18 protein-coding genes are annotated in these 25,796 nt (G+C 52.0%); 9 read left to right on the forward strand and 9 right to left on the reverse strand.

The window, feature by feature from the left end:
• Positions 1–2: 2 nt before the first annotated feature.
• A complete protein-coding gene (locus ACYVH9_RS10140; protein ID WP_460636195.1) occupies positions 3–956 on the reverse strand; it encodes a metallophosphoesterase family protein in 954 nt (317 codons plus the stop codon).
• A 17-nt stretch (positions 957–973) separates the two neighbouring features.
• Positions 974–2,101: an acyltransferase family protein gene (locus ACYVH9_RS10145; RefSeq protein ID WP_460636196.1), complete on the reverse strand. Its 1,128-nt coding sequence runs from the start codon at positions 2,099–2,101 to the stop codon at positions 974–976.
• 98 nt (positions 2,102–2,199) lie between these two features.
• Between ACYVH9_RS10145 and ACYVH9_RS10150 the strand changes: the two genes are divergently transcribed.
• The 3 genes from ACYVH9_RS10150 (at position 2,200) to ACYVH9_RS10160 (ending at position 7,344) form a co-directional block, all read left to right on the forward strand.
• On the forward strand, positions 2,200–4,779 hold the full coding sequence (locus ACYVH9_RS10150) for a family 20 glycosylhydrolase (protein ID WP_460636197.1): 2,580 nt from the start codon (positions 2,200–2,202) through the stop codon (positions 4,777–4,779).
• A gap of 54 nt (positions 4,780–4,833) precedes the next feature.
• Entirely contained in the window at positions 4,834–6,084 is a 1,251-nt protein-coding gene (locus tag ACYVH9_RS10155) for an MFS transporter (RefSeq protein WP_460636198.1), read from the forward strand.
• A 96-nt stretch (positions 6,085–6,180) separates the two neighbouring features.
• Positions 6,181–7,344: a DNA-binding transcriptional regulator gene (locus ACYVH9_RS10160; RefSeq protein ID WP_460636199.1), complete on the forward strand. Its 1,164-nt coding sequence runs from the start codon at positions 6,181–6,183 to the stop codon at positions 7,342–7,344.
• A gap of 126 nt (positions 7,345–7,470) precedes the next feature.
• On the opposite strand, the gene ACYVH9_RS10165 is transcribed toward ACYVH9_RS10160, so the two are convergent.
• The gene (locus tag ACYVH9_RS10165) at positions 7,471–9,798 is read right to left on the reverse strand and encodes a hypothetical protein (RefSeq protein ID WP_460636200.1); all 2,328 of its coding nucleotides are present in this window, start codon (positions 9,796–9,798) and stop codon (positions 7,471–7,473) included.
• A gap of 86 nt (positions 9,799–9,884) precedes the next feature.
• Positions 9,885–11,120: a DegT/DnrJ/EryC1/StrS family aminotransferase gene (locus tag ACYVH9_RS10170; protein ID WP_460636201.1), complete on the reverse strand. Its 1,236-nt coding sequence runs from the start codon at positions 11,118–11,120 to the stop codon at positions 9,885–9,887.
• Positions 11,121–11,312: 192 nt separating this feature from the next.
• Between ACYVH9_RS10170 and ACYVH9_RS10175 the strand changes: the two genes are divergently transcribed.
• The gene (locus ACYVH9_RS10175; RefSeq protein WP_460636202.1) at positions 11,313–12,596 is read left to right on the forward strand and encodes a hypothetical protein; all 1,284 of its coding nucleotides are present in this window, start codon (positions 11,313–11,315) and stop codon (positions 12,594–12,596) included.
• Between the two features lie 59 nt (positions 12,597–12,655).
• On the opposite strand, the gene ACYVH9_RS10180 is transcribed toward ACYVH9_RS10175, so the two are convergent.
• Positions 12,656–13,651, reverse strand: a complete 996-nt coding sequence (locus ACYVH9_RS10180) for a helix-turn-helix transcriptional regulator (RefSeq protein WP_460636203.1) — start codon at positions 13,649–13,651, stop codon at positions 12,656–12,658.
• A gap of 134 nt (positions 13,652–13,785) precedes the next feature.
• Here ACYVH9_RS10180 and ACYVH9_RS10185 point away from each other — a divergent pair, with 134 nt between their 5' ends.
• The 5 genes from ACYVH9_RS10185 to ACYVH9_RS10205 all read left to right on the forward strand — a co-directional run bounded on the left by ACYVH9_RS10185 (position 13,786) and on the right by ACYVH9_RS10205 (position 20,488).
• The gene (locus tag ACYVH9_RS10185; RefSeq protein WP_460636204.1) at positions 13,786–16,158 is read left to right on the forward strand and encodes a TonB-dependent receptor; all 2,373 of its coding nucleotides are present in this window, start codon (positions 13,786–13,788) and stop codon (positions 16,156–16,158) included.
• 26 nt (positions 16,159–16,184) lie between these two features.
• A complete protein-coding gene (locus tag ACYVH9_RS10190) occupies positions 16,185–17,387 on the forward strand; it encodes a hypothetical protein (protein ID WP_460636205.1) in 1,203 nt (400 codons plus the stop codon).
• A gap of 120 nt (positions 17,388–17,507) precedes the next feature.
• Positions 17,508–18,719 (forward strand): PepSY-associated TM helix domain-containing protein, encoded by a 1,212-nt coding sequence (locus tag ACYVH9_RS10195; protein WP_460636206.1) that lies wholly within the window; start codon positions 17,508–17,510, stop codon positions 18,717–18,719.
• Positions 18,709–18,897, forward strand: a complete 189-nt coding sequence (locus ACYVH9_RS10200; RefSeq protein ID WP_460636207.1) for a hypothetical protein — start codon at positions 18,709–18,711, stop codon at positions 18,895–18,897. The genes ACYVH9_RS10195 and ACYVH9_RS10200 overlap by 11 nt, the downstream gene beginning before the upstream one ends.
• A 271-nt stretch (positions 18,898–19,168) precedes the next feature.
• Positions 19,169–20,488 carry a sensor histidine kinase gene (locus tag ACYVH9_RS10205; RefSeq protein WP_460636208.1) on the forward strand — a complete coding sequence of 440 codons (1,320 nt, stop codon included), beginning with the start codon at positions 19,169–19,171 and terminating at the stop codon, positions 20,486–20,488.
• Between the two features lie 67 nt (positions 20,489–20,555).
• Here the strand turns inward: ACYVH9_RS10205 and ACYVH9_RS10210 are convergent, their stop codons facing one another.
• From ACYVH9_RS10210 to ACYVH9_RS10225, 4 genes are all read right to left on the reverse strand, one after another.
• The gene (locus tag ACYVH9_RS10210) at positions 20,556–21,560 is read right to left on the reverse strand and encodes an OmpA family protein (RefSeq protein ID WP_460636209.1); all 1,005 of its coding nucleotides are present in this window, start codon (positions 21,558–21,560) and stop codon (positions 20,556–20,558) included.
• Positions 21,561–21,766: 206 nt separating this feature from the next.
• A complete protein-coding gene (locus ACYVH9_RS10215) occupies positions 21,767–22,546 on the reverse strand; it encodes a glycerophosphodiester phosphodiesterase (RefSeq protein WP_460636210.1) in 780 nt (259 codons plus the stop codon).
• Positions 22,547–22,550: 4 nt separating this feature from the next.
• Positions 22,551–24,344 carry a purple acid phosphatase family protein gene (locus ACYVH9_RS10220; RefSeq protein WP_460636211.1) on the reverse strand — a complete coding sequence of 598 codons (1,794 nt, stop codon included), beginning with the start codon at positions 24,342–24,344 and terminating at the stop codon, positions 22,551–22,553.
• Positions 24,345–24,412: 68 nt separating this feature from the next.
• Entirely contained in the window at positions 24,413–25,792 is a 1,380-nt protein-coding gene (locus ACYVH9_RS10225) for a PhoPQ-activated pathogenicity-related family protein (protein ID WP_460636212.1), read from the reverse strand.
• Positions 25,793–25,796 lie beyond the last annotated feature (4 nt).

The raw sequence follows: 25,796 nt of genomic DNA on the forward strand, positions 1-25,796 counted from the left end.
TGTTAAGGTACAGGCAAAAACCGCAAGGCACGTTCCCGGATTTCGGGCCGGTCAAATTCCTTGTTTTTCGTTGGGTAACCGATCTCCCAGGGAGAAGGGCCAACCCATTCTGATTTCTTACCGGCTATTTTGATCAGGCCATCCGTCGAAATTTCGACGACGGTATACAAGGGGGCTTTATACGGAGCGGTGTACTTGATCCACTTATAGTTCCGGTCAATTTCCGCACTGTAACGGACGCGGCCATATTCTTCACCCAGCCATTTGTAAGACATGGAATTGATGCAGATGTACCAGATGCCGTTGACCTGCTCGGCCCGGTCGTAGTGGATGTGGCCGTAGAAATTGGCAATGATTTTCGCCTTTTTCGTTTGGGCGTTGTGCGCTTCCAGCAGGGCCCGGATTTCGGCGGAATTGTCAACACCGTCGGGGCCTAGCCCCTGGTGCGAGAAGATTATGATCGGTGTAGTCGCTTTGTTTAGTTCAGCCTTCAGCCAGGCGATTTGTTGTTGGCCAATATGTTCCTGATAGCCTTTCAGCTCCGGTGATTTTTTGTCGTTGCCATCCAGCACAATGAACCGAAAACCGTTTCGATCGAATGTATAATAGGAAGAAGCCATGTTGCGGTAGGCCAGCGCCTGCTGAAGAGACGTGCCTCCGTCCATTTCGTGGTTGCCAATGACGTGGTATTTCGGACCGGTATGGGCTTTCCAGATTGCAAAAGCCGGTGCGTATTTTTCGGCCGGAGTTAGAAAATCACCCAGCTCGATGATGAAGTCGGGTCGGGCCGTTTTCATGCTGTCCATAAAGGCCGTTAAGCGGGCTTCTCCATCGTGCATGGTTGGGATGTGCGCATCCGTAAATACACCGAATTTTACCCGTTGAACGGATTTTTTTTGGGCGATCGAAAAGCTCGTTACCAGACAAGTTATGGTGAGTAAAAAGAGGTGTTTCATAAGGCCGAAAAGAGGGATCAGAGCTTGATGAAAATCTTTTTTCGGTAGAGTATATACGCCGGAATGAAATTGACGGCTACAAAAAGCAAGGCATAAAGCATGCTGCCGAAGCGGGGGTCAAACCCCAGGTTGGTAAGGGCCGAAACGCCGTGCTCGTTCAGGGTTCTTGCGCCAAATTTCAGGTAGTAGAAAAGAATCGAAAGCAAATCGCCCATGACGTATACCGCAATGGCGTTGGCCCCGAAAATAAGGCCCATTTTAGTGCCATTGGTGCGACCCAGGATATCGACCAGAAAATAAACTGCTCCCAACAACAGGGCCGCAAAACCGGAGGTAATCAGTACAAAAGAACTTGTCCAGAGGTTCTCATTGCAAGGAAAAATCAGGTTCCACCAGTAACCGGCTATGGCCGTAAACAACCCAATGGTCATCAGGTACGCCACATTTTCCAGCCGCGACAGATCGCTGATCAACAGCCGACCGGCCAATAAGCCGGTTATTCCGGAAACGGCCGATGGAAAGGTGCTGAGAATACTTTCGGGGTCCCAGGTGCCCTGCCACATGCGTCCTGGCAGGTACTGGTTGTCAAACCAGGCCACCAGGTTAGCTCCCGGCTCCAGCATGACTTTGCCGTAGCCCGGCGTCGGAATCTGCGTCAGCGCGAGCCAGTAAGCAACGAGCGTCAGCATGCCTATCCAGGCTTGTTGTTTCCAGTTGGTATTCAGGTAGATGAAGGAGCAGATCAGGAAGACGAAGGCAATGCGGTGCAGGGTGCCGGTCCAGCGAACGTTGGCAAAATCAAAGGTGGGCAGCAAATTAAGAAACATGCCTACGGCAAAGATTTTGACCGACCGAACGATGATCTTTTGGTACAGATCGCCCTTGGGCGCTCCGCTGGCCAGCCGCTTCGAATAAGCGAATACGATGGAAATGCCGATGATGAACAGAAAGAGCGGAGCAATCAGATCGGTAAAAGACAAACCGTTCCAACGGGTGTGTTGCAAGGGAGGGTAGACATGGTCGCCATCGCCCGGAAAGTTGACCAGCAACATGGCGGCAATGGTAAAGCCGCGTAGCGCATCGAGTGAAATCAACCGGTTCGGCGCCGGTTTTAACTCATCGGCGCGCGCTGTTGCTTTGTTCATCGGTGAAAACATCGAAGCGGAGTTGAAAAAGTCTTTTAATCCAGTAGTATTTTTACTACTCAATTCTGTATTATTAAGGCTACTTAACAGACCCCTTCATGCGTAACTTTTTTTGTCTCACGGCTTTACTTGCTGTTGTATTTTTTTTAAATGGATGTAAATCATCCAAAGACGAAGCCAAAGAAATCGCCGTAACCTGGGAATTGGTAAGCAATTTTACCGATGTTGAAAACGGTTTCGAAGCCCGCTTTAATTTGGTCAATAACAGCGACATAGCGCTCAATGATAAAAACTGGGCTCTATTCTTCAGCATGTCCCCCCGGCCTATTTTGGCCAACAAAACCCCGCAACCGGCCACGGTACAGCACATAAACGGCGACTGGTATAAAATGACCCCCAATCCGGGGTTTGCGCTGGCAAGTGGCGGGTCAGCGGAGGTCCGGTATTCGGGCACCGAAGCGGTGATCAAACTGACGGATGCACCGATGGGGCTTTATTTTGTTTTTTACGACAAAGATGGGAAGGAGGAAAACATTGTTCAGGTTGCTAATTACCAGGCACTCCCGTTTGCCAGAAAAGAGCAGCAATTGCGCGGGAAAGCAGATTTGTTACCGCTGCATACGGCGGCCAAACGGTACCAGGATAACCTGGCGATGAATTTGCTGGCGGCTGATCAGTTGCAGAAAATTGTGCCGTCGCCCGTTAAAATGACTGCCGGAGCAGGGACGTTGAATCTTGATAAAAACGTTACGATTTATTGCGGAAAAGGCCTGGAAAACGAAGCCAAATTGCTGAGCCAGAAGCTGAAAACCGTAACCGGCGTGGAGTTTTCGTTGAAAGACTCGGCCCCGACTGGCAAGGCTATTTCGTTGCAGACCGGAGCGATTTCGGTGAACGGTATTGCGAAAGAAGCGTACAAGCTGGGCATTGACGGCAACGGCGTGGTGATCACCGGCAGTGATGCCGCTGGGGTTTTTTACGGCATTCAGAGCTTGCTGGCGCTGGTACCCACCGAAAGCTATTTGAAACCATCGGCCAGCGTTGCTCTTGGTTTTGTGCAAATTGAAGACGCTCCGCGTTTTCAATTTCGGAGCATGCACCTGGATGTGAGCCGGAATTTTCAGACCAAAGAAACCGTGCTGCGGTGGCTGGATTTGCTGGCGTTTTACAAGATTAACCACTTCCTGTTTTACACGACCGAAGACGAAGGCTGGCGGCTCGAAATTGACGGATTGCCGGAGCTGACTCAGGTGGGCGCGCAGCGCGAGCACGCACCGGGCGGAATGGCTGATCCCGTTTTGCACCCCTCTTACGGTTCCGGGCCGAAAGCGTACGAGGAGGGCAAATACGGCAGCGGTTTTTACACCAAAGCTGATTTTATCGAAATTCTGAAATACGCCAACGAGCGCCATATCAAGGTGATTCCGGAGCTGAATTTTCCCGGCCACGCCCGGGCGGCCATCAAATCGATGGAAGCGCGGTACAATCGGCTCATGAAAGAAGGCAAGGAAAAAGAAGCGAACGAATACCGGTTGATCGACCCCGACGACAAATCGGTTTACCTGTCGGCGCAGGGCTACAAGGACAACGTGGTCAGTGTGGCCCGCGAATCGACCTACCATTTTTACGAAAAAGTGGTCGACGAAATCACCAAAATGTACGCCGAAGCCGGGCTAAAACTGGATACGTTCCACGCGGGTGGGGATGAAGTGGCCGAAGGGGCCTGGACAAAATCGCCCCAGGCGGCTCAACTGCTGAAGGAGAATCCATCGGTGAAAGATCCCAAGAACTTGCAATCGTACTTTTTCGGCAGGCTGCTGAAGCGGCTTGAAAAACGAAATCTGACGATCCACGGCTGGGAGGAAGTAGCATTGATCAAATCGCCGGAGGGCAAATACCTGCCGAATCCGGAGTTTGTGGGCAAGAAAGTGGTGCCGTACATCTGGAATAACATCTACGATCTCGATCTGGGTAATCGCCTGGCCAACGCGGGGTATCCGGTGGTGCTGTGTAACGTCACCAACTTCTATTTTGACCTGGCTTACAACAACGATCCGCAGGAGCCGGGGCTGTATTGGGGAGGCTTTGTCGATACCAAAGCAAACTGGACCTTTGCGCCGTTCGATATGTTCAAAACCACCTACCGGACTTCGATGGGCCAACCGCTGAATTTTGCCGGTCGGGAAAAAATGAAACCGGAAGCGCGTAAGAACGTCATCGGACTGGAGTCGCAACTCTGGTGCGAAACCGTCAAAGGACGGGAAATGATGGAATATTATTCGCTGCCCAAACTGCTCGGATTTGCCGAAAGTGCCTGGGCTGCCGAGCGTTCCTGGGAAACTGTTGAAAACCAGGGGGCGCGCGAAAAAGCTATTCAGACAGGCTGGAACCGCTTTGCCAATTCGCTGGCCCAACGGGAGTTGCCACGTCTGGCCGTGCTCAATGGCGGGTATAATTACCGCCTGCCGCTGCCGGGTGTGATTCTCGAAAACGGGCAGTTGAAAGCCAACATCGAATATCCTGGCCTGAGCATTCGCTACACCACCGACGGTTCGGAGCCAACGGCCCAATCAACCCTGTACACCACGCCGGTGAATGTTTCGGGCAAGGTGAAATTGAAAAGTTTCGATGCCGCCGGACGGTCCAGTCGAACGGCGACGCCAGATGATGTAAAATAAGGTAGCTGAGGCCGGGAAACCGGCCTCACTTTGTTAGAAACAAAACGATTTACAATGAAGTCGAATCCCCTGATTGTCATTCTGATTTTCCTTATTTTTTTTGTTATCTCCTTCTTAACCAACATTCTGGGGCCCATCATTCCGGATATTATCACCAGCTTTAATCTAAGCATTGGACTGGCGGGTTTTCTGCCGTTTGCGTTTTTTGTTGCGTACGGGGTCATGTCGATTCCGTCAGGAATTCTGGTGGAGAAATACCGCGAAAAACCGGTGTTGCTGAGTGCGTTTTTTCTGGCCTTTTCCGGCGCTTTGCTGTTTGCCCTGATTCCCAGCTTTTCGATTGCCCTGTTTTCTCTGTTCCTGATTGGATTGGGTATGGCCATGCTCCAGGTGGTGATCAATCCGCTGCTGCGCGTGGCCGGGGGCGAAGCGCAGTTTGCCTTCAACTCCGTGATGGCTCAGCTATTTTTCGGCGCGGCTTCGTTTCTGAGTCCGTTGTTGTACAGTTACTTAGTGAGCAATGTTCACGCGGGTCGTTCGTCGGGACTGGTTGCGGTTTTTGATCAACTGGTGCCCGAAAACCTGAAGTGGGTGTCGTTGTACTGGGTGTTTGCAGTAACGGCCTTGCTGATGGTGGTGGTTATTTACTTTGTACGCTTTCCGAAAGTTGAATTGAAGGAAGACGAACGGATTGATACTGGAAAAGCCTTTAAAGATTTGCTGGGGAACAAAACCGTCTGGCTGTTTTTTGCCGGTATTTTCTCCTACGTCGGAACGGAGCAGGGCATAGCCAACTGGACCTCGCAGTTCCTGCAAACCTACCACGGCGTCGATCCGGCCACGACGGGTGCGTCTGTTATTGCCTATTTCTGGGGCTTGCTGACCATCGGTTGTCTGCTGGGTTTGCTGTTGTTAAAAATCTTTGACAGCCGCCGGGTGCTGATGCTGTTTGCCGCCGGGGCCATTGTCTCGCTGCTGTCCGGCCTGTTTGGGCCGGTGGACATGGCGATCTACGCCTTTCCGATGACCGGTTTTTTTGCTTCCGTCATGTGGTCGATTGTGGTTTCCCTGGCGCTCAACTCGGTGCCGCACCACCACGGAACGTTCTCCGGGATTCTCTGTACCGGCATTGCGGGCGGGGCCGTGGTGCCGCTCATTGTGGGTGGCCTGGCCGAATTGCTCGGTTTACGGTTGGCCATGTTGTTCCTGCTGCTTACCTTGGGGTATATTTTCAGCATCGGAATCTGGGCGCGGCCACTGGTGAACAACGCCACCGTGAAGAGCTGGAAAGAGCTTTTTGCGTAAATTCACATTGTTTCGCGGAAATTATGAACGTGGAGCCAAGTTCTGCTTGACTCAAAAAGAACTCGGTCAAACGCTGCGAAACACCCATTACAGGTTATGTATAAAATCATCCTTTTGATCGACTTTGCCGAAGATTACAGCAAAAGCCTGTTGAAAGGGGTGACCACGTATTCCCGCGAGCATGGGCCCTGGGTGTTTTGCCGAATGCCCCTTTTTTACCGCGAAACCATTGGTATCAAAGGCATTTTGCAATGGGCGAAGGAATGGGAAGCCGACGGAATTATCGGGCAGTTTTACAACGACAACGAAGTCTCCGAGTTTATTCAGGCTGGAATAGCGGTGATTGCGCAGGATTTCAAAGAGCGATTCGATGAGATTCCGAACATCACCGGAGCTTACCGCGAAGCCGGGGCGATGGCCGCCGATTATTACCTGAAAAAAGGGTTTACTCAGTTTGCATTTTACGGGTTCAAAGACATCGTCTGGTCGCGGGAGCGGGCCGAGGGTTTTGAAACGCACATCAAAAAGGCGGGCTATGCGGTGCATACCTTTGAGCATACTAAGGCACAATCCAGCGAATTATGGTATTATAAGCCCAGCGCACTGAGCCAATGGCTGCAATCCCTGCCAAAACCGATTGCCATTTTGGCGTGCGACGACCGCCAGGGACAGCACATTACGGAAGCCTGCCGCCAAACCGGAATTCGGATTCCGGAGGAAGTAGCTGTGCTGGGCGTCGATAACGACGAAACCATTTGCGAGTTATCGGATCCACCGCTGTCGAGCATTGCGCTGGATGCGGAAAAAGGGGGGTACGATTCGGCAAAGCTGCTTGATCAGATGATCCGAACCGGGGTAGCGGGTTTTTACGACATCGTGGTTAAACCCATGCAAATCGTGACGCGTCATTCCACCGATATTTATGCCACCAACGACCACTACATTGCGTCCTCGCTGAAGTACATTCATCAGAATATTGATAAAAACCTGCAAGTAGAGGAGGTGGTCAGGCAAGTGCCTTTGTCGCGACGGGCGCTGGAAAAACGGTTTTTGACCATTACAGGTTACCCCATTTACAAATACATCTTTAACCTGCGCATCGAGAAATTTACCCAGAAATTGCTCGAAACCGACATGACGGTTTTTGAAATCGCACTCGACATGGGGCTGACCGACAGCAAGAACATCGCGCGCCAGTTCCGGCAGGTGAAAGGTTGCACCCCCATTGAATTCCGAAACCGCTACCTGGCGGGGAAATGAAAAGCGAAGTGGAATGACGATTTACGGTATACGGTTTTCAGTGTACGGTAGCTTTGTTAGAGCCCTAAACTCCGTGAAAAGAGCTTTATATCTATTTCATAATCGTAATCAGAGCCACCGTAAACGCTATTCCTGTTTCAACAACCACACGTCCGAGATTTTCGAGCGTTTCCGCCAGTTCAGGTGCGACTCTTCGGGTTCGTCGAAAGTGACGGAAAGGCGACCGTCCTGCGTGAGCGACAGCGGCACAATCCACTCTTTGAATGTTTCCAGTTCTTTGTGGTAAACCGTCGGATGAATGCGTTGGCCATCGACCCGTAGCAACGCATCGCCTTCACCCGCAACGCGGATAATGTAGCGAGCGCCGGGGTCGAGGTTGTCGTACTCCAACGTGGGGTTGTTCTGAAACGTCTGCGTTGAAAGGCGCGCGCGGCTGGAACCGTTGTCCCACCAGGCGATGTCAGTGGCATCTTCGGAAATTGTTTTAACCCGCGGACTTTTGCTGCCACTGGAAACATCATCGTAAAAACTGCCCAAGCCGGGGTCCTCCCAGTTGCCGATCACCGATAGCCGTTTCAGCTTTTCTTCCGGCGTTTTCATCGCCCGAACTTTCTGGAATTCGTCGGCCAGCCACCAGCGGTTGTTGAGCGGATAGTCGACAAAATCGAGCAGACAACCGCGTTCTGGCCCTTTTGCGCGGTATTTCGGAACGCTGGTCTGCAAACCGATGGATGCGAACAAATCAGCACACAACGTTTCAATTTTTTTTCGCAATTCGGGCGAAACAGGTTTCGTGTCGGCCCGGTTGATGGTTGCTAGCGCCTGGGTCATCGCTTTTTCCAAATCCGCTTCGCGGGCGGTGGTCAGGATAGAATTGGCTTCTTTTTCAAGTCCTTGTTCGTAAATCAGCCGACGGCGCGTGTAGGCGTCGTAATAAGCGCGCAACAGCAGCATTTGCCAGCGCCAGTTGGCTTTCAGTTGTGGCTGAGTGGCTTCCAGATTTTTCCAGAATGCCAATGTGGCTTCTACGCCCCCGTTCTGGGCCAGGGGGCCTTTCCAGTTGTTCTCGAGGGCCAGAATGCCGTCAGCCGCTGCGTTTTCGAGTGGCCAGCCAAAGAAAAACCGGGTGTATTCGTTCAGAATTTCGTTGACGTTCTTGGTCGGGTCCCAACCCCGCATACTCCAGACAGCCTTGTTGATATCGTCGTGGCACCCATCGGAATACGATACAAAACCGTCGGTGAACGGGGCATATTTGCCGTGGATTTCCGCAAAGAAGAACGGACGCGGGTTGATGGCCTCGCGACCTAGCGTCAAGGCATACGCCTGGTCCCAGCGCTCAACCGGAAACTCGCAACGGACGTTGTGTGTAATGTCGGGATATTCGCGGTGCTGGTAGTTTTTGGGCAGACGGTACCGGGTCTCGGCCATTGGGGGGCTGCTCGGCCCCGATACCACGCCCTGCAACCAGCTGGGTTTGTATTCGGTCAGGTAACGATAAAAGTAGTCGATTTGCTCGGTATCAAATCCTTGGAGCGAAATCCAGATTTTGGCTTTGGGGTGGTGTTGAACCAGTTTGCCGTGCAGGTCTTTGAGAAATGCCATCACCTCGCGCGGATGGTTGTCGCCGGGATCGCCCCCGGGGAAGAAAATATGATCCAGGCGGGGACAGGCACGGTAAAAATCTTCGTGCCGCTGGAGTTCCGCCTTTCGTTTGGTTTCATCGGTCAGCTCAAATGTGGCCGGCGTCCAGACCCAGTAGTCCATGTCATATTTCTGACAAAGTTCGCTCATGCGAATCTGCATTTCTTTCGGCGCAACCGGAAAGTGTGGACTTTTGGCTTCGCCTTCATGAAAGGGAATGCCTTCCACCGCGTTGGAGCCGAAAATGGTGAGGTCGCGGTAATACTGCTCAAACTGCGCAACCGTCCAGGCATCGTAGGAGTTGGCGGTGGTCCGATAGCCCAGCTGATGACCGCGAATCGGATACGCCGGTGCCGTTGCCACCTCGACCGGTCCGGCTAGTTCCAGCTGTTTGGAATCCATTTTCAAATTCCGCAGCAACCAGCCCGAACCAAACAGAATACCGCGGGCATCGGCCCCCAGAATCCAGAGCGTATTGCCCTCCGAGACGATTCGAAAGCCTTCCGGTTTCTGCTCGGGTGCATGGGCGATGGTTCGGTGAGGAACGGTTTTTCCGGCCAGGTCTTTATCCGAAGCCAGCGCCAGGGCAATCGTGACGGTTTTGGCGTTGGGCCAGTTCGGCACCTGCTTCAACGTTGTGTTGGTGCGTTTCGCGATTTCTTCCGTCAACATCTGGGGCGCCGTTGTCCGCATTGGAGCCGGAACAGAAGGCGACACCAGAATAACCGCGTTTTTCAGGTTGATGGGCTGCGCGTTAAGGTGTACCGTAACAAGTACGAGTAGGAGGATAGTTAAAAAACGATAAGTCATTGGGTTAGGGGAGAGGAGTTGTTTGGCAGCGTTAATCAGAAAATCTCTGGTTAACCGCCGGGCGGCCCCGCCTGATAGGCCAAGGATCAACTTTGTGTAACAACCCGTTGAATTTTGCGAATGGCTTCGGCAAAGGATTTCATGTCATCCCGACTGCCCAGCATGGCGTGCTGAAAAATCCAGACTGCTTCCTCGCTACAGGCCCGTTCGGCGACGGGGCAATGGACCAAGGTGTAGTCTACCGATTCTGGAATAGCGTAACACATGAAGTTCTTGTTTTGAAAAACCGGCTGTTTGTAGAGCGGGTGCGGATAACCCGTCGAACAGGGAACCCCTTCAGCGGCCAGCCGGGCCACAAAATCTTTGCGGGAAAGTTGTCCGAACGCTGCGGCATCGTACTTGAACATGTAGAGGTGGTAGCAATGTCGTACTTCATCCTCACCCTGGCTCAGGGGCGTGATACCGTCGATGTTGGTTAGTAATTCGCTTAGATACAGGCCATTGTTGTTTCGCGAAACCGTTTGGTCTTCCAGGCGGTTGAGTTGCTGAGACAAGAGAATGGCCTGCATTTGGGTGATGCGGTAATTGCAGCCGGGGTTGAAATGGTCGTACCACTGGTGACCTTCCATCCGCCCCACGTTGCGCAGTGATGCCATCATCCGGTACAGCTTCTCGTCGTTGGTTACCACAATACCGCCTTCGCCACTCGTCAGGTTTTTGGACGATTGAAAACTGAAGCTTCCGGCATCACCAATGGAGCCGAGCTTACGCCCTTTGTACTCGGCGCCGTGCGCGTGCGCGGCATCTTCGATAACTTTCAGGTTATTCCGGCGGGCAATATCCATAATAGCGTCCATGTCGCAGGCCAGCCCGGCAAAATGAACGGGAATAATTACTTTGGTCCGCTCCGTAATGGCGGCTTCGATGGCGTTCGGATCAAGGTTGTAGGTTTCGGGATCAATGTCCACAAAAACCGGCACGCAGTTGACTTCCAGAACCGTAGAAGCCGTTGCAATAAACGTGTAGGGCGGCACGATCACTTCGTCGCCGGGCTTTACTCCGCAAGCCATCAGGGCCAGCCGAAGCGAAACCGAACCGTTGACGCAGGTAACGGCGTACTTAGTACCGCAATAGGCCGCAAACTCCTGTTCGAAAGCCGCCACATAATCTCCGCAGTCGGGGTTGCCCCAGCGTCCGCTCCGCACCACCTCGGCGACGGCCTGTACGTCGGTTTCATCGTAAATGGGCCAGGGGAAGGTTTTTTGAACGGCTTTTTCGCCACCGTCGATGGCCAGAAGGTCACTCGCTATTGTTTTTTTCATGTTGGTCGGGGATCGGGCCGGAAATACGATTGAGAAGTTTGCAGGGCATGAATTCATCAACCGAAAACCGTATGCTGGCTTTGGTACAGTACGATCAGCAGCGAGTTTCAGGCTATTGGATCGTTGTAAAATTTCTGACGAATAGCCCGTTTTGCGCCCTGAAACGTATTACGCCCAAACCCTTATACCATTATGAATACCAAGTCATTATATGGCAGTTTGCTCGTCGCAGGCATGGCGATGGGAACGGCCTGGGCCATCCGTGGCCAGTTTGGGCACGAACAGGGAGCCGCCTGGGCGGGTGCCATTGGTTCATTGGCCGTCTTGCTGGTGTCCAAACGGGGCGATTGGTACGCCCGGGTGTTTCGTGTCGCCCTGGCCGGTGCCATTGGCTGGGGAATCGGTGGCATTATGAGCTACGGCGTGGTGGTTGGCTATGGTCGCGGCAACGATTTTGTGAATGTGTATTATGGGTTGCTGATGCTGTTTGTGATTGGTGGGTTGTATGGTTTTATCGGGGGCGGTTTGTTCGGACTGGCCCTGGCCGACTCGCCCAAAAAGCGCGTCCGCTGGAATCAGCTTATGGTGGAGATGGTGACTGGCGCGGTGATTACCTATTTTTTTCTGATTGAAGAATGGAGCTGGCTGATGACGCCCCCGCGTTCGGAAATGTGGGCCGCCTGTTTGGGAATGGCCCTGGCACTGACCTGGTTTCTGTACCGTACCGAGCAATATTCGGCCTTGCGGGTAGCGGTTTTTGCCGGCCTGGGGGGCGGTTTTGGATTTGCCTTTGGCAATTTTTTGCAGGTAATGGGCAACGTCGCTCAGATCAAGTTTAATTTCTGGAACGTTATGGAATATACCCTGGGTTTCTGCGGGGGGGTGGGGATGGCCTATGGTACATTTACCTCAACCTGGGAACCCGTGGAAGACCGGCAACAGCGCAGCAGCGTCTGGTTCCCGCTTCTGGTGCTGACCCTGTTTATTCCGTTTGTGGTCTGGGACCAAACCTTTACGTGGAAAAAGCTACAGGAAACGTATTCCCAGCTAGTTTTCGGTGACATTCAGAACCTGGTTCGCAGCGTTCAGTTGCTTGCACTGGCTTTGATTCTGCTCACCAGTACGGTCTGGTTTGTATGGTTCTATCGAAACAAACCGACGAAATTGGTCAATTACGATTACCGTGAAATCCGGACGTTTTTTATCGGGCACTTGGGATTATACACGGTCCTGAGTTTTTTGACAACCGGTGCGTTGCTGAGCACCTACCGAATCGAGCAATATTTATATGCGGTTAATCTGCTGGTGATTTCGGTGCTCATGGGCCGCGCCAAGCCGGATTTTGCCGGGCGAGGTCTGTATGCCAAACGGTGGGCAATGGGGTTCGCTCTGGTCCTGGTATTCATGGCGCTCATCACGCTGGTAGCCATCAATTCCCACGGTGAACTGAAGGGCGCAAATCGGCGGTTTGAATAAGGCAGAGGTAGCCGAAAAGGAGGGCGGCAGATCTGTTTGTGAGCAAGCGCGCTTGTCTTTTATCGCTTCAGGTCCCGGGGCAAATACCCGAATTTTTTCTTGAAAGCAACCGTAAAATGCTGGTGATTTTTGTAACCGATCAGGTTGGATACTTCGGCGATGGTTTCAAATCGGCCATCCAGGATAAGTTCTTTGGCCTGTTCCATTCGCTGGTCGGTCAGGTAGCCGAAAACCGTGGCCTGAAATAATTCCTTAAAGCCTTCCTGGAGTTTCGTGCGATTTAGCCCCACCATTCGGGCCATTTGTTCAATGGAATACGGGTTGGTGAGGTTTTGATCCAGCAGCGCTTTCACTTCGTAGAGTTTGTCCACGTCGTTTTTCTTTAAGCTCAGTTGCGTGGCTTTATCGGCCGTGATCTGATCAATTTGCAGCGTAAGCAGTTCGCAGATTTTGGCCTCCAGAAATATTCGCTTCAGGGTTCCGGCGTACGTGCACGTGCGCATATCGGCCAGAATTTCCTTCATACGGGGCGTAATCGGAAAACTTCGGTTGCCCATGAGGGCGGGTTGATTTTTTTCGATCTTCTCCCCAAACTCACCCAGCAATTCGAGGTCCTGATGGAACAGCTGGCGCAGGTAATCGAGTGATAATTCAATTTCAACGCTCGCAGCCAGCGACGTTTTAAAGTACGTAAGATTCCCGTTGAGAACCGGGTAGAAAAGCAACGAATGCTGACCGGTGGTAATGTGCGTTTCCGGCTCAAAACGGTCCCGGGGTTCGTACAGACAGCCGCCGGTGGTGAGTTCAAAATGCATTTGCAGGTACGGAAAGTCGCTTTCGATGAACTGCGTAAAGCTGCTTTCGTGCTCAACCTGAAACATCGCCATGTAAATACCATTGAGATGAATCCGGTGTGAGCGGGCGTAAATACCGGGATACGTCGCTTCGCCTTTGTATTCACTCATTCCAATTTCAGCCGGAACGTTATACCCATCGGTATACTCCCGGACATGCTGGAATTCGAGAAGGTCGCCTGATTTAAATACAATTTTCATAAAATTCTGCTTCTGGCGTCATCAATATTGCAAATGACGTTAGTTTCCGCCCACAATTAACGGCTACTTTTGCCAATTATTAAGAATTAGTCTTAATAATTCAAAGATAATGATCGCTACTTTATTGACAGACAATGAGTAAAAGATTTTTCTTCCTCCTTCTTTTGCTTATTGCTCACATCGCTGCTGCACAAACGCGCTTGACCGATTGGAGAGGAACGGTTCGGACTGTGAAAGGGGAGGCTTTGCCCGGGGCCACAGTCCGTATTGTGGAATTACAAAAATACACCACAACGGATACGGACGGAGGTTTTGTGTTTTCTGGGGTGACGGCGGGAAATTACCGAATTCAGGTCACTTATATGGGCTACCGGCCCTTGCAGCAGGAAGTGAATTCAGGGGGTCAGAAAGCGATTCGTTTGAATCTGGTCCTGGAAGAAGAAAGCAGCGAGTTATCGGAAGTGCAGGTTCGGGGCAAATCGGAAACCCAGCAGGCGAAGGAACTTCCCATCAAAGCAGAAATCATCAACGCCAAAGCCATTCAGGAACAGCCGTCTACGCTGGTTGAGTTGATGAATCGTTCGGCGGGTATCCGCATTCGGCAAACGGGAGGACTGGGGTCCAACGCCGGATTGATGATGAACGGTTTTCAGGACCGGGCCATCAAAAATTTCAAGGACGGTATTCCGCTGGATTACCTGGGAGCCGGTTATAACATTGGGCTGGTTCCGGTCAACATGCTCGAACGGGTTGAAGTTTATAAAGGCGTGTTGCCAACCGGACTGGGGGCTGATGCGCTGGGCGGGGCCGTCAACATGGTGACCAAGAAATCGCTCTACCGCTACGCCGAAGCTTCCTACGAAATTGCGTCGTTCAATACGCACCGGGCGTCGCTCAACGTATTTTATTCCGACACCACCCGCAAGTATTTCGTAGGGGCCGATGCTTTTATAAACCGTTCTGACAACAATTATAAAGTTAATGTAACCGTAACCGACCTCGAAACAGCGGCTCGCAGCAATGCTACCGTACGGTTGTTTCACAACCGGTTTACCAACTATTACGCCGAAGCGTACGGCGGAGTTGCCAATACCCGCTGGGCCGACGAACTGCGCCTGGGTGTGACCTGGTTCCGGATCGACCGGCAAAATCAGTACGGATCGACCATGGCACAACCGTTTGGGGCCTCGGTGAGTCAGCAATATTCGGTTATTCCGACGCTGCGGTACCGCAAAACGTTTCGGAAAGTTAGCGTCGATCAGTTCCTGACGGCTAGCACGATTCACGTTGCGCAGGTCGACACGGCCCGCGGAATTTACGACTGGTACGGTAATTTCCGCCCCAGCCCGTCGCGCAACGGAGAAGCTTCCACGCGCGGTTCGCTGGCCAACATCGGTTTTTCGTACTTCACCGCCCGAACCAATCTGGCGTACCAGTTGAATAACAGCAATAAGCTGGAATTGAACATTGTATCGGCCAAGATGACCCGCCAAGGCAATGACCCGCTGGGCCTTACGTTCAAAAGTGGCGTGGATATTCTGGCACCGACGGCCCACTACTACAAGCTGATTTCGGCTCTGGGGCTGGAATCTAAATGGTTGGACGACCGGCTCGCCAATACCCTGATTGCCAAGTTTTATCACTCCAGCGTTCGCGCAACGGACACCGATTATTACGGAGCTGAACTGCCACGCTCGTCAACCAGTAACCGGTTGGGCGTGGCCGAAGCCGTCAAGTTTTCGGTAAGTGCCCATTCGTTCGTTCGGGCGTCGGCGGAGGTGGCTACGCGGTTGCCGGAACAGGACGAACTCTTTGGCGACGGGAATTTTCACCGCTCCAATTTTGAACTAAAGCCCGAACGGAGTACGAACTTCAACCTGGGTTTCCGCACCGAAAAACCGGGGCGTTATACCGTGGAGCTGAACACCTTTTACCGCATTACCCGGGATTTGATTCTGCGCGTTCCGATTGATATCTTTTTCACGCAGAACCAGAACGTAAACAACGTGCGGGGGCTGGGCGTGGAGGCCGATGCCGGTTTGTCGCTGACGCGCTGGCTGCGGGCGAATGGGAATTTTACCTGGCAGGATTTCCGGCTGTTTGCGACCAATAACCAGAATCTGGAAGGATCGCGCTTACGCAACACGCCATACTTTTTCGCTAACCTGGGATTTAACGCCACCTTGCCGCGGGTGTTTGCGGGCCACGACCGGCTGAACATGTATTATTACTTCATGTTTGTCCGGGAATACTACCTCGATTACATCCCGAAAGCACTGGAACCGTCGGGCTTTCTGGGGTTGTGGGGGCGGGCCCGCTTCGACGCGCCAAACATCATTCCCAACCAGCAACTGCATTCGTTAGGACTCACTTATAACCCGGTGAATGACCGGTTTTCGATTGGTTTGCAACTTAAAAATATCTTCGACAAACCCGTGTACGACAACTTCCGGATTCAGAACGCCGGTCGGAGTATCCATTTGAAACTGAATTACATCCTGAAATAAATCGCTTACTTATATTGAACCAAATCATGAAGAAAGTACTCACCCGAATTGCATTTTCCTGCCTGACAATTGGCCTGTTGGTCGGTTGTTCAAAAGACAATACCGACAATACACCAACCCCAACCGAGGAGGCTAAATACGTGTTGATGACCGATGTGGTGCAATTTCAGGCACCGGGCTACCTGACGGCTTTCAGCGGAATGCCTTCCGGAACCATCACCGACATTCAGCCGAAATCCTTGCAGTTGACGCAGGCATTCGGGTTCCGTACGTTTGGAAAATGGCTGTTTAACCGCGCCAATGCAGCGGGTGAAGTAGGCTTGCAAAAATACACCGTAACCGCCGACGGAAGCATGAAGGACGAAGGCTTCATTGCCGGTTCGACGCAGTATCTGGTGGTTTCGGAAACCAGCGGCTATTACCTGGACGAAACCCGGGGAACGCTCAAATTGCAGAAATTCAACCCCACGACCATGCAGCGCACGGGCGAAATCGATCTGTCTTCCCTGCAAAAAGCGGGCGTTGAATACCAGGCCATTGGCAAGCATACCATCGCAGCCAAGGAAGGCAAGCTTTACGCCGGTATTTCGTACGGAACAAAAACGCAGCAGGGCTTTGGCGACGATCTGTACAACTATGTGGAGTTCGCGGTGATCGACATGGCCACCGACAAGCTGGAGAAAACCATCAAGTACGAAGGCCAGCGGGGTATCGGCTGGGGGTCGTCGGGCAACAAAATGTGGACCGTCGGTGATGATGGGGCGCTCTATCTGTACAGCTCCGGCCTGGCCGACGGGTTCACGAACGCGGCTGTCATCCGGATTAAAAAAGGAGAAACAGATTTTGACCGTACCTGGAAATTGAAAGGCACGGATTTTCAGAAATCGACCGCTATCTCGACGGCTCTGGTGAAGGGCGGAAAAATCTACATGGAATTTCCGTCGGAACCGCTCAAAGCCGATTATAGCAACCTGCAGTCAATCATCTGGGAGTATTACGTGGTGGATATGGCAACGATGCAGAAAACAAAAATCGAAGGCATGCCGCTCCACCATTACAGCTTTGCCAATGAACAGGCTATTACCGAAATTGACGGCAAGATTTATTTTTGGGTAAAGAATAAAGACCAGAAAATCGACGGGTATTACGTGCTGGACGGCACCAAGGCCACGCAGGTCTTCAACAACCCGCACGCAGGCTTTACCTGGGGCTTTGCCAAATTGCAGTAGCCAGCTTCCCTCATGACGCGAATCCGGGCGGGATTGGCCCGATCGTTGACGGTTTTTGTAGAAAGCCGGTGGGCAATTGAAGCAGACGAAAGCGCCAATAACGAGTAAATCTTTTACACAATGAGCAACGTAAAAACCATTCAAACCTGGTTCCAGATTCACAAATGGACCAGCCTGATCTGCACGGCTTTTCTGCTGATGCTCTGTCTGACGGGGCTGCCGCTGATTTTCCACGAGGAAATCGAAGAGCTGGAAGGCAAGCAATTGGCCGCGGAGATGCCCGCCAACACGCCCAAAGCAAGCCTGGATAAACTGGTGGAAACGGGGCTGAAGGCGAACCCCACGAAGGTGATGCGGTTTTTGTTCTGGGACGAACACCAGCCCAATACGGTTTCATTGAGTTTGTCGGATTCCGTTGATGCCCCGCCGGACAACTACAAAATCGTCATCATGGACGAACGAACTGCCCAAGTACTTGAAGAACCGAATTACCAGGAAGGATTCATGTACGTGATGCTGCAACTGCACATCGATATGTTCATGGGCATCGGCGGGAAGCTATTTCTGGGTCTGATGGGCATTCTTTTCGTGGTTGCGATCATTTCCGGGATGATGTTGTACGGGCCAATCATGAAACGGTTTGATTTCGGAATGGTCCGGACGGAAAAATCAACGCGGCTAAAATGGCTCGATCTGCACAACCTGCTCGGTGTGGTCACCATTGCCTGGGCAACGGTGGTTGGTTTTACGGGTGTCATCAACACGATGTCAGAAATCGTGCTCGGTCTGTGGCAACTGGGGCAATTGTCGGAAATGACGGCCCCTTACAAAGACGCGGCTCCGCTGACCGGCAAGCTCAGCTCGCTGGATCAGGCGTTTGCGGTAGCCCGGAAAGCCGATCCCGACATGGAGCCGTACCTGGCGGCCTATCCGGGCACCGGATTTAGCAGCAAACATCACTACGCTATCTTCGCTAAAGGTAAAACGCCCCTGACCGAGCGGTTGATCCGGCCCGCGCTGGTAGACGCCAAAACCGGTAAGCTGACCGACATGCGCAGTATGCCCTGGTATGTCAACGCGCTGTTTATTTCACAACCGCTGCACTTCGGTGATTACGGTGGTTTACCCCTGAAGATCATCTGGGCTATTTTCGACATCATCACCATTGTGGTGCTTGGTAGTGGCCTGTATCTGTGGTTTGCCCGCAACAAAGCCACGAAAGCCAAAATTGCCCGGTTGGAAAAGTCTCAGATGGCGAAGAGTACCCAGAAAATGGAAGAGTCCGAGATTTTGACGCTCAGCGAGCAGAAAGGAGAGGGTTATGAATCGTAGTTTCTGGCATATCTGGATTATTCCGCTGGTGCTGGCCCTGCTGAGCATGATTGGTTTGATTGCCGCGCTGGTCGGCGACGGGATGATGGATTTCGTTTCGTGGCTGACACTGGGCATTCCGCTGGTGGTCATTGGCTGGTTTGTCAGCCGTCCGCAGGGGCCAAAGCGAAAACGCTAGAGTCTGGTTGATGCATTATAGTACTTAGTGCCAACGATTAAAAACCGTTGGCACTGATTTTTTTGAAGGGGCTAGATGGGCGAAGTAGTGGAAGAACTGGTCGATGCAGTTTTGGAGTTACCCGATCCTCACCCGATTGGGAGATTGAAACGGGTTTCTGCACATTGACAATTTCATTCCGACCACACGACAGAAAATTCTGAAAAGGGGACTAATTCTCCTGATTATTTTGGCCCTATATTTGTCTGAGAAAACAGAAAAGGGGGCAGGTTTGGAAGTTGGTAAAAGAACGTTAGAAAAACTGATTGGCAATCCGGAAGAATATTCGCTTGAAGGGCGAATATTTAATTTCGTCTGCGTCATCACCATTCTGGTGATGGGATACAATGTCGTGTTCAGTTTTCTGGTCGGGTTACCACAAACCGGCTGGATCTGCCTGGGGCTTTTTCTAATCGGCTTTTACATTTACTACCTGGCCCGGTTTCAGAACAAATTTGTGCTGGCCCTGACGATTGCCGGAATTGTGGTGAGTGTCATGTTTGGGTTAGGCTTTTTTTACAGCTCCGGGATGATTGGCTCGTCGCTGCTTACGTTTACCATCATCCTGTTTCTGCTGCTGATTACAGCCCCTTCCCGGCATTTGGTATACTGGGCGGTATTCAATACGTTGCTGGTATTCGGCCTTTTAACGGTTGAGTATCTCTACCCTGAATCCGTAGTTGAATTCTACCCGAATCGGTTGGCCCAAACGATTGATCAGGCGTCGACCTACCTGATCAACGTCCTTTTTCTCTATTTTGGCACGCTCTTTTTCACCAGAGCGTATAAGCTGGAACAGAAACGGGTGGAGGAGCGGTCGGTGGTGCTGGAGCGGCTGAATCAAGAGAAAGACAAACTGTTTTCCATTGTTTCGCACGACTTACGCTCCCCGCTGGCTTCAGTGCAGCAGTATTTCCAAGTGCTGAAAGCGGTTGAGCTGGATTCGGAGGAGCGAAAAAAGATTGAAGCGGAATTGCTGGACGGTATTAGTCATACGCAGGAAATGCTGTTTAATTTGCTGTCGTGGTCGACTACCCAGATGAAAGGAACAAAGGTTTCGTTGTCGTCGGTAAACATCTACCATTGTCTGGAATCGATCATTGAAATTTATAAACCGCTTGCTTCCAACAAAGACATCCGGCTGGATTTTCGGGTGGATCCATCGCAGCATGTCCTGGCAGATGCGGCCATGCTTCAACTGATAATCCGGAACCTGGTGGGGAACGCGGTTAAATTTACGACCCCTGGCGGTTTGGTTACGATTGCGGCCGGCCGGACCGATAAAAATTACCTGATTACCGTGAAAGACACGGGCCGCGGCATCAACGACGAAGACAAAGAGCACGTTTTCTCGCTCAAAGCGCAGCCAACCTACGGCACCAACAAAGAACGGGGTGTCGGACTAGGGCTTTTCCTCTGCAAAGAATACGCTGAAGCCCAACACGGTGCCCTCTGGTTTGAGAGCCGCGTAGGGGTGGGAACAACCTTTTTCTTACGGTTGCCCGTGGGCGAAAGCGTTTTTTCAAAAGAAATCGTGCAAACCGCTTTTTAACGACCGGTTCCGGGTTTGCTTAAAGTATTGGGCAAAAAAAGCCGGTCCATTTCGATGCGACTTTTTTTCATTTTTTTACGAGTTCCACCCGACGGTTTTGTGCTTTTCCATCTTCTGTGGTATTATCGGCGATCGGTTCTGCGGAGCCGAAACCATTAGAACTCAGTCGTGATTTGTCGATGCCCGCCGAAACAATGGCATTCAGAACGGCCAACGCACGATCCTTCGACAGTTGCAGATTATGAGCATTGTCGCCAGTCGTATCGGTATACCCGTTGATAGCCAGTTTCAGAGCGTTGTCACCCTGTAGCACTTTTACGATTTCGGTAACAGCATCTTTCCCTTCCGGCTTTAGCGTGGCTTTGTCGGTATCAAAATTGATGTGGAGGATGGATTTGCCTTTGTCGTCCAGCTCTTTCTTGATTTCGTCGGATTTGAGGATGCTGATGGTTTGCTTGAATCCTTCGAGCTGAATAATATTCAACTTGCCACTGGCGTTGTTTCCGGTCAACTGGATGTAAACATCACCATCTTTGGGCCGGTGGATTACATAGGTTTTGATCGTTTCTTCCGTGTAGCCGATCGAACCATCTTCACCCAGGTAAGGCGCCTGTGGGCTGTATCTTTTGTATTCATCCGCGGTGATCGTGCCGTCAAAAATTTTGACGCCCCCTACGGCTTTGATGGCTTCGTCGTAGCTTTTCTCAAAAAAAGGAAGTGACCACTCCGTTCCGGATGCTGCTGAGACGTAGGTTTTCCAGACGTGTCCTTCCAGGGGCATCATTTTTCCATCTATCGCAAAAAAAAGCCGGTCAAATTTTCGTTCCACGGGCTTGTTTGTGGCTTCCAACCCGGCCGGGAAACTGAAAAAAGGAAAGTTGCCCAGGTCCTGGTCGGATACGGGAATGTTTTCAATACGAAAGGATGACGCCGATTGATCTGTTTGTGGGGTTGAATGAGCATCGGCCTGCTGATCCGTAGTCGCTTTCGATTCATTTTGCTTTTGTTCTCCTCCGCAGGAAGTCATCAGGGCTACACTGGAAAGAAGACAGATTGCCACTCTAATTTTCATGTTGATACAGGTTGTTGTGCTGAAATGGCCAAAGATAGAAAATGTCGGACAATGACCCCTATTCTGAGGAATTTGTTGGGATGATCTCCGGCTTTTCAGCCACGAAATAAAGCGAGTAAATTTCCGTCATTGAGTGACGGCTGTTGTGTTTGATCCAAAAAAACGCTGCCCATAAAGCCGAAGAGAATAGGCCTGAATTTTCAAGACTATCGCAACGCCTGATTGACCCGCATGACGTAATCCGTCTGAATGACATCGACACCCATCGTGGCGGCTTTCTGGTATTGCTCCGCATTTTCAAAAAAGCCCAGGGCATCCGAAAAGACCCGAATACCGTGGGCGTGAATTTGTTGCACCAGGTCGGTCGTGAGCGACGACCAGCGTACGTCAAACGCGTAGGGGTGCAGGGTTTGGACTTTAACGGCTAGCTCTTCGGGAGTGCGCAGCGAAGGCATCAACCGGGCGCGGGGAGCCACCTGTTTCAATGACATCAGCAATGCATCCGAGCCGTAGAAAACCGCATCGTCCAGCAGCCCAAACGCGGCTAATTCATCAACCAGCGGTTTGGGGGCCACGGCTTTGCAATCCACATACAGGTTGACTTTTCGGGTCTGGCTTTTATTCCAGTCACGCAGTAACTGGCAGACTTCTTTGAGCGTCGGGATGCGTTCGTTCCCATACGCTTCATCAAAGCCTTTTCCGGCCGAGAGCTGTTTTAGCTCGGCCAGGGTGTGGTTTTCGAGCGGTCCCGATCCGCTGGTGGTTCGGTCGAGTTTTCCGTCGTGGAGAATCACCAGTTGTCCGTCCCGCGTGGTTCGCACGTCAATTTCAAGGTAGCTGATCGGCATTTTCAGCACCGCCCGAAACGTTGCGAGCGTGTTTTCGGGTAAGCCGGGCACTGAACCCCGATGAGCGGAGATAAGGGGTTGGGCGATAGCCGGAAACTGGCATACCGCCCAGACGAAAAATACAAAACAATAGCGCATCCGGTTACTTGCTAATTTTCAGCGTGTCTTTCACTTGACCATCCTTATTGTAAACGGTATAGGTCAGCGTTTTGCCGTCGATGTTCATGTGCTGGTAAAAGGGGCCGTTTTTGTACCGAAGTACGGCATAGTCGGCATCCGGCCAGTGCTCATGGTCACTCGGAATGCCGATTGAAATCGTGTAAATCGTGCCTTGTGCCGGGGAGGAGACGGGCTTTTCGGCGAACATCGGTTTGGTGCGCTGGTAGTAGTGAACGTGGCCGCTCATCACCATATCGACGTGATACTGGTCGAACAGGCTGCACCATTCCTTGCGGATATCGGCGTAATCTTCCTCGAAGTTGTAAGGGGGAAAATGAAAGAAGGCAAACTTCCAGTCGGCTTTCGATCGGGCCAGTTGTTCCTTGATCCAGGCCGTTTGTGCTTCAATGGGCGACGTGGCGTCGATCATCAGGAAGAGGGCATTCTGGTACGTAAAGGCGTACGTTTGTTCCGTTGGCACGTCGGCGGTTTTCGGGCCGTTTTTCGGCAGGCTAAACATCTCCTGGTACATCCAGGCTCCCAAACCGTCCTGGCTGTCGTGATTGCCGGGAATGGGCATCAGCGGTTTTTGCGCAAAAATACCGCCGGAATGGTGCCAGAGCTCATCCCACTCACTGCGGTGTAAACCCGTACTGACCAGGTCGCCGGCAATGGAATAAAAAGCAATTTCGGGGTGTCGGCTGAGGGTCTTCTGGGCCATTGCCCCCCAGTCGGGCGATTTGTGGGTGTCGCCAAACCAGATGAATGAAAAACCTTCGGGCGTCGCAGACTGGGTTTTAAACGTCGCCGGTGCTGACCAGCTACCGATTTTGGAGCCCACGCGGTAGCCGTACGAACGGCCGGGTTTCAGGCCGGAGAGCTGGGCTGTAAACCGGTTCACATACCGATCGTTCTGTAACAAGCGGTCTTCCATCCGAAAAGCCGTTGCGTTTGCGGAGGCTGTATCGGTGGTGCCGACTGGCCAGTATTGCACAAGACCGTCCGAAACCGTTGCCGCCGTTCGCCATTGAATGTCCTGGGTTGTCGACGGATCAGTGCTCCAGGTTTGCAGAATCTGGTCGGGTTGGGGCGATGAGGGGGTGATGGTTTTTCGGAAAGCGCCCACCAGATGAGCTTCGCGTGCGCGGCCCCGAATGGTCTGGATAAGCGTCTGTCCGCGCAGCGATTCCGGTACTTCGGTTAGGGTGAGGTCGCTCCAGTCGTGGTAGGTAAAGGCCCCCAATCGAACGGTACTAAGGGTTTGGTGGGTGGGAAATACGTTGGTAATCTTGACGTTGTTGCCCGGTTTCTGAGCGGCTACACTGACGAAATAAACGGGGCGATGTTTGTCAAAACCGTTGATGCCCAGCTCCACTTTTCCGGCTTCGAACGGTTTTTGCCAGACTTCGTAGGTGTATTCTTCGTTTTTGACAATCAGATCCGTTTTTTTGAAACCGCTGTTTTCCAGCCAGAACGGCAACACTTTCTGGTCCTGATGCCGCATGAGCGACACGGTAACCGGTACATCAACGTCAAACGTCAGGTATTGAGTGGCCAGTACCTTTTTTTCGGGTTCAGTCAGAAATTGAAGCACATACGCCTGGCTAATGGTGTCGAGTTGTGCGGGTTGGAGGGTTTCGTAAAGGCGCGTTACGGCTCCGTCCATGACGTCTTTGACGGTTTGGCCGTTGGTACTGGCATCTTTCTGGCAGGCGGCACTACTAAAGAGGAGACCTAGGCTGAGCGGAATAAGAGGATTAAAAAGCGGGAACTTCATGGGTTGTATTCAAGCGGGGTTAGTGTCTGGCAAGGGCCGAAGCCCCTGCCAGAATTAGGCAAAAGAAATTAAAAGGAACTGGGTTTGAGGAAAACCTCATCGTTGTCGGTGACAAACATGCGGGTGCTTTCGGTGTAGGTACCGCCGTTGGGGGCGGCGTATTTCAGGTCCACATAAAAGGCGCGGTACCCGGAGGCCGGGTAGGTTTCGGAAACGTTGACGCTGGATTTGTTTTTTACGCCCAGGCTCCGGCTGGTCCAGGTTTCGTTCCGGAAATCAGAGTCGGTTGAGTTGGCCGACCAGACGATCACATCAACCAGCGCGTTGGCTGTGGTGCTGACTGCAACGTCAACGCCTTTTTTGGTGCTTGTCGTCTTCCAGGTACAAACAGGGTACGGTTTTTTGGCCATTGTCATTCCAAAAAAAGCCCCCAGCCCTTCAAACGCCGATTTGCCATCGCCCAGGCTGTGGCCCGCGTTCGGAACGTAGTGGATCAGGTTTTGGCCCGGAATGTCGTCGTAGTAATTTTTGATGTTATCAACCACCCAGTATTCGTCGTTGGTGCCCATGAAAATCATCTTGGGCATCGTCAGATTCTTGCGGTACATGTACGGATCGACCATGGTGCTGATGGCCTGGCCGCCCGTTGTGCGGGCGGTTTGCGGAATACCGAGTTTGACGTAATCCTCAATCTGCACACTGTAGTCTTTCCAGACTTTTACCTGATAATCTAGGCTGACGGGCATGTTCAGGATGTCAATAACCATTGGTGCAATAGCAGCCACCCGCTTGTCGCTGGCCCCGGTCAGCCAGGTGGTCCAGCCGCGTTTGGATGCGCCCGACACCACAAACCGGCTGAGGTTGTGGTTGAGCGTTTGCTTCGCGAATTCCTGCGTAGCATCCATTGCCCGTACCGCGCTTTTCACCATCGGGAACAGCAGTGGCCAGCTGTAGTCGCCATCTTTCTTGAAATTGTGAAGGGTGTACGAAATCAGCGCGTCTTCCGTCAGGCCATCGTAAAAAGGCTGGTTGGGCGTTTGCCGCAACAAGGTCACAATTGCTTTGTTTTTCAGCGCAATGCCGGCCAGCCCCTGCACCACTTTGTCGTCTTTCCCTTTGGTATTCCAGTTCGGTTGTTCGTCTTTGTTGGAACCACCGGTGATGAAGAGCAGCGCGCCGTCGTACTTGTTGTCCTGTGGCACCAATACCGTTAGCTGGTGCCGCCAGGTGTGTTCGCGCCATTTCTGCGAGGTTAGCAGCAGATTATACGCTTTGACACCATTCAGATCGAACGAATCTTTCAGCTCCCACTGAAACGATTTATCGCCGTTGTTCAGGTAGGTCTGAAGGGCATTTTCGGGCGTAACCGGGTCTTTTTTCGGGGACTCGAAGGAAAGGAACAGCAGGGTTATAAGTACTAGCAAAGGGGTCGACAGTCGTTTTTGCATAATA

Source organism: Larkinella harenae, assembly GCF_054780515.1.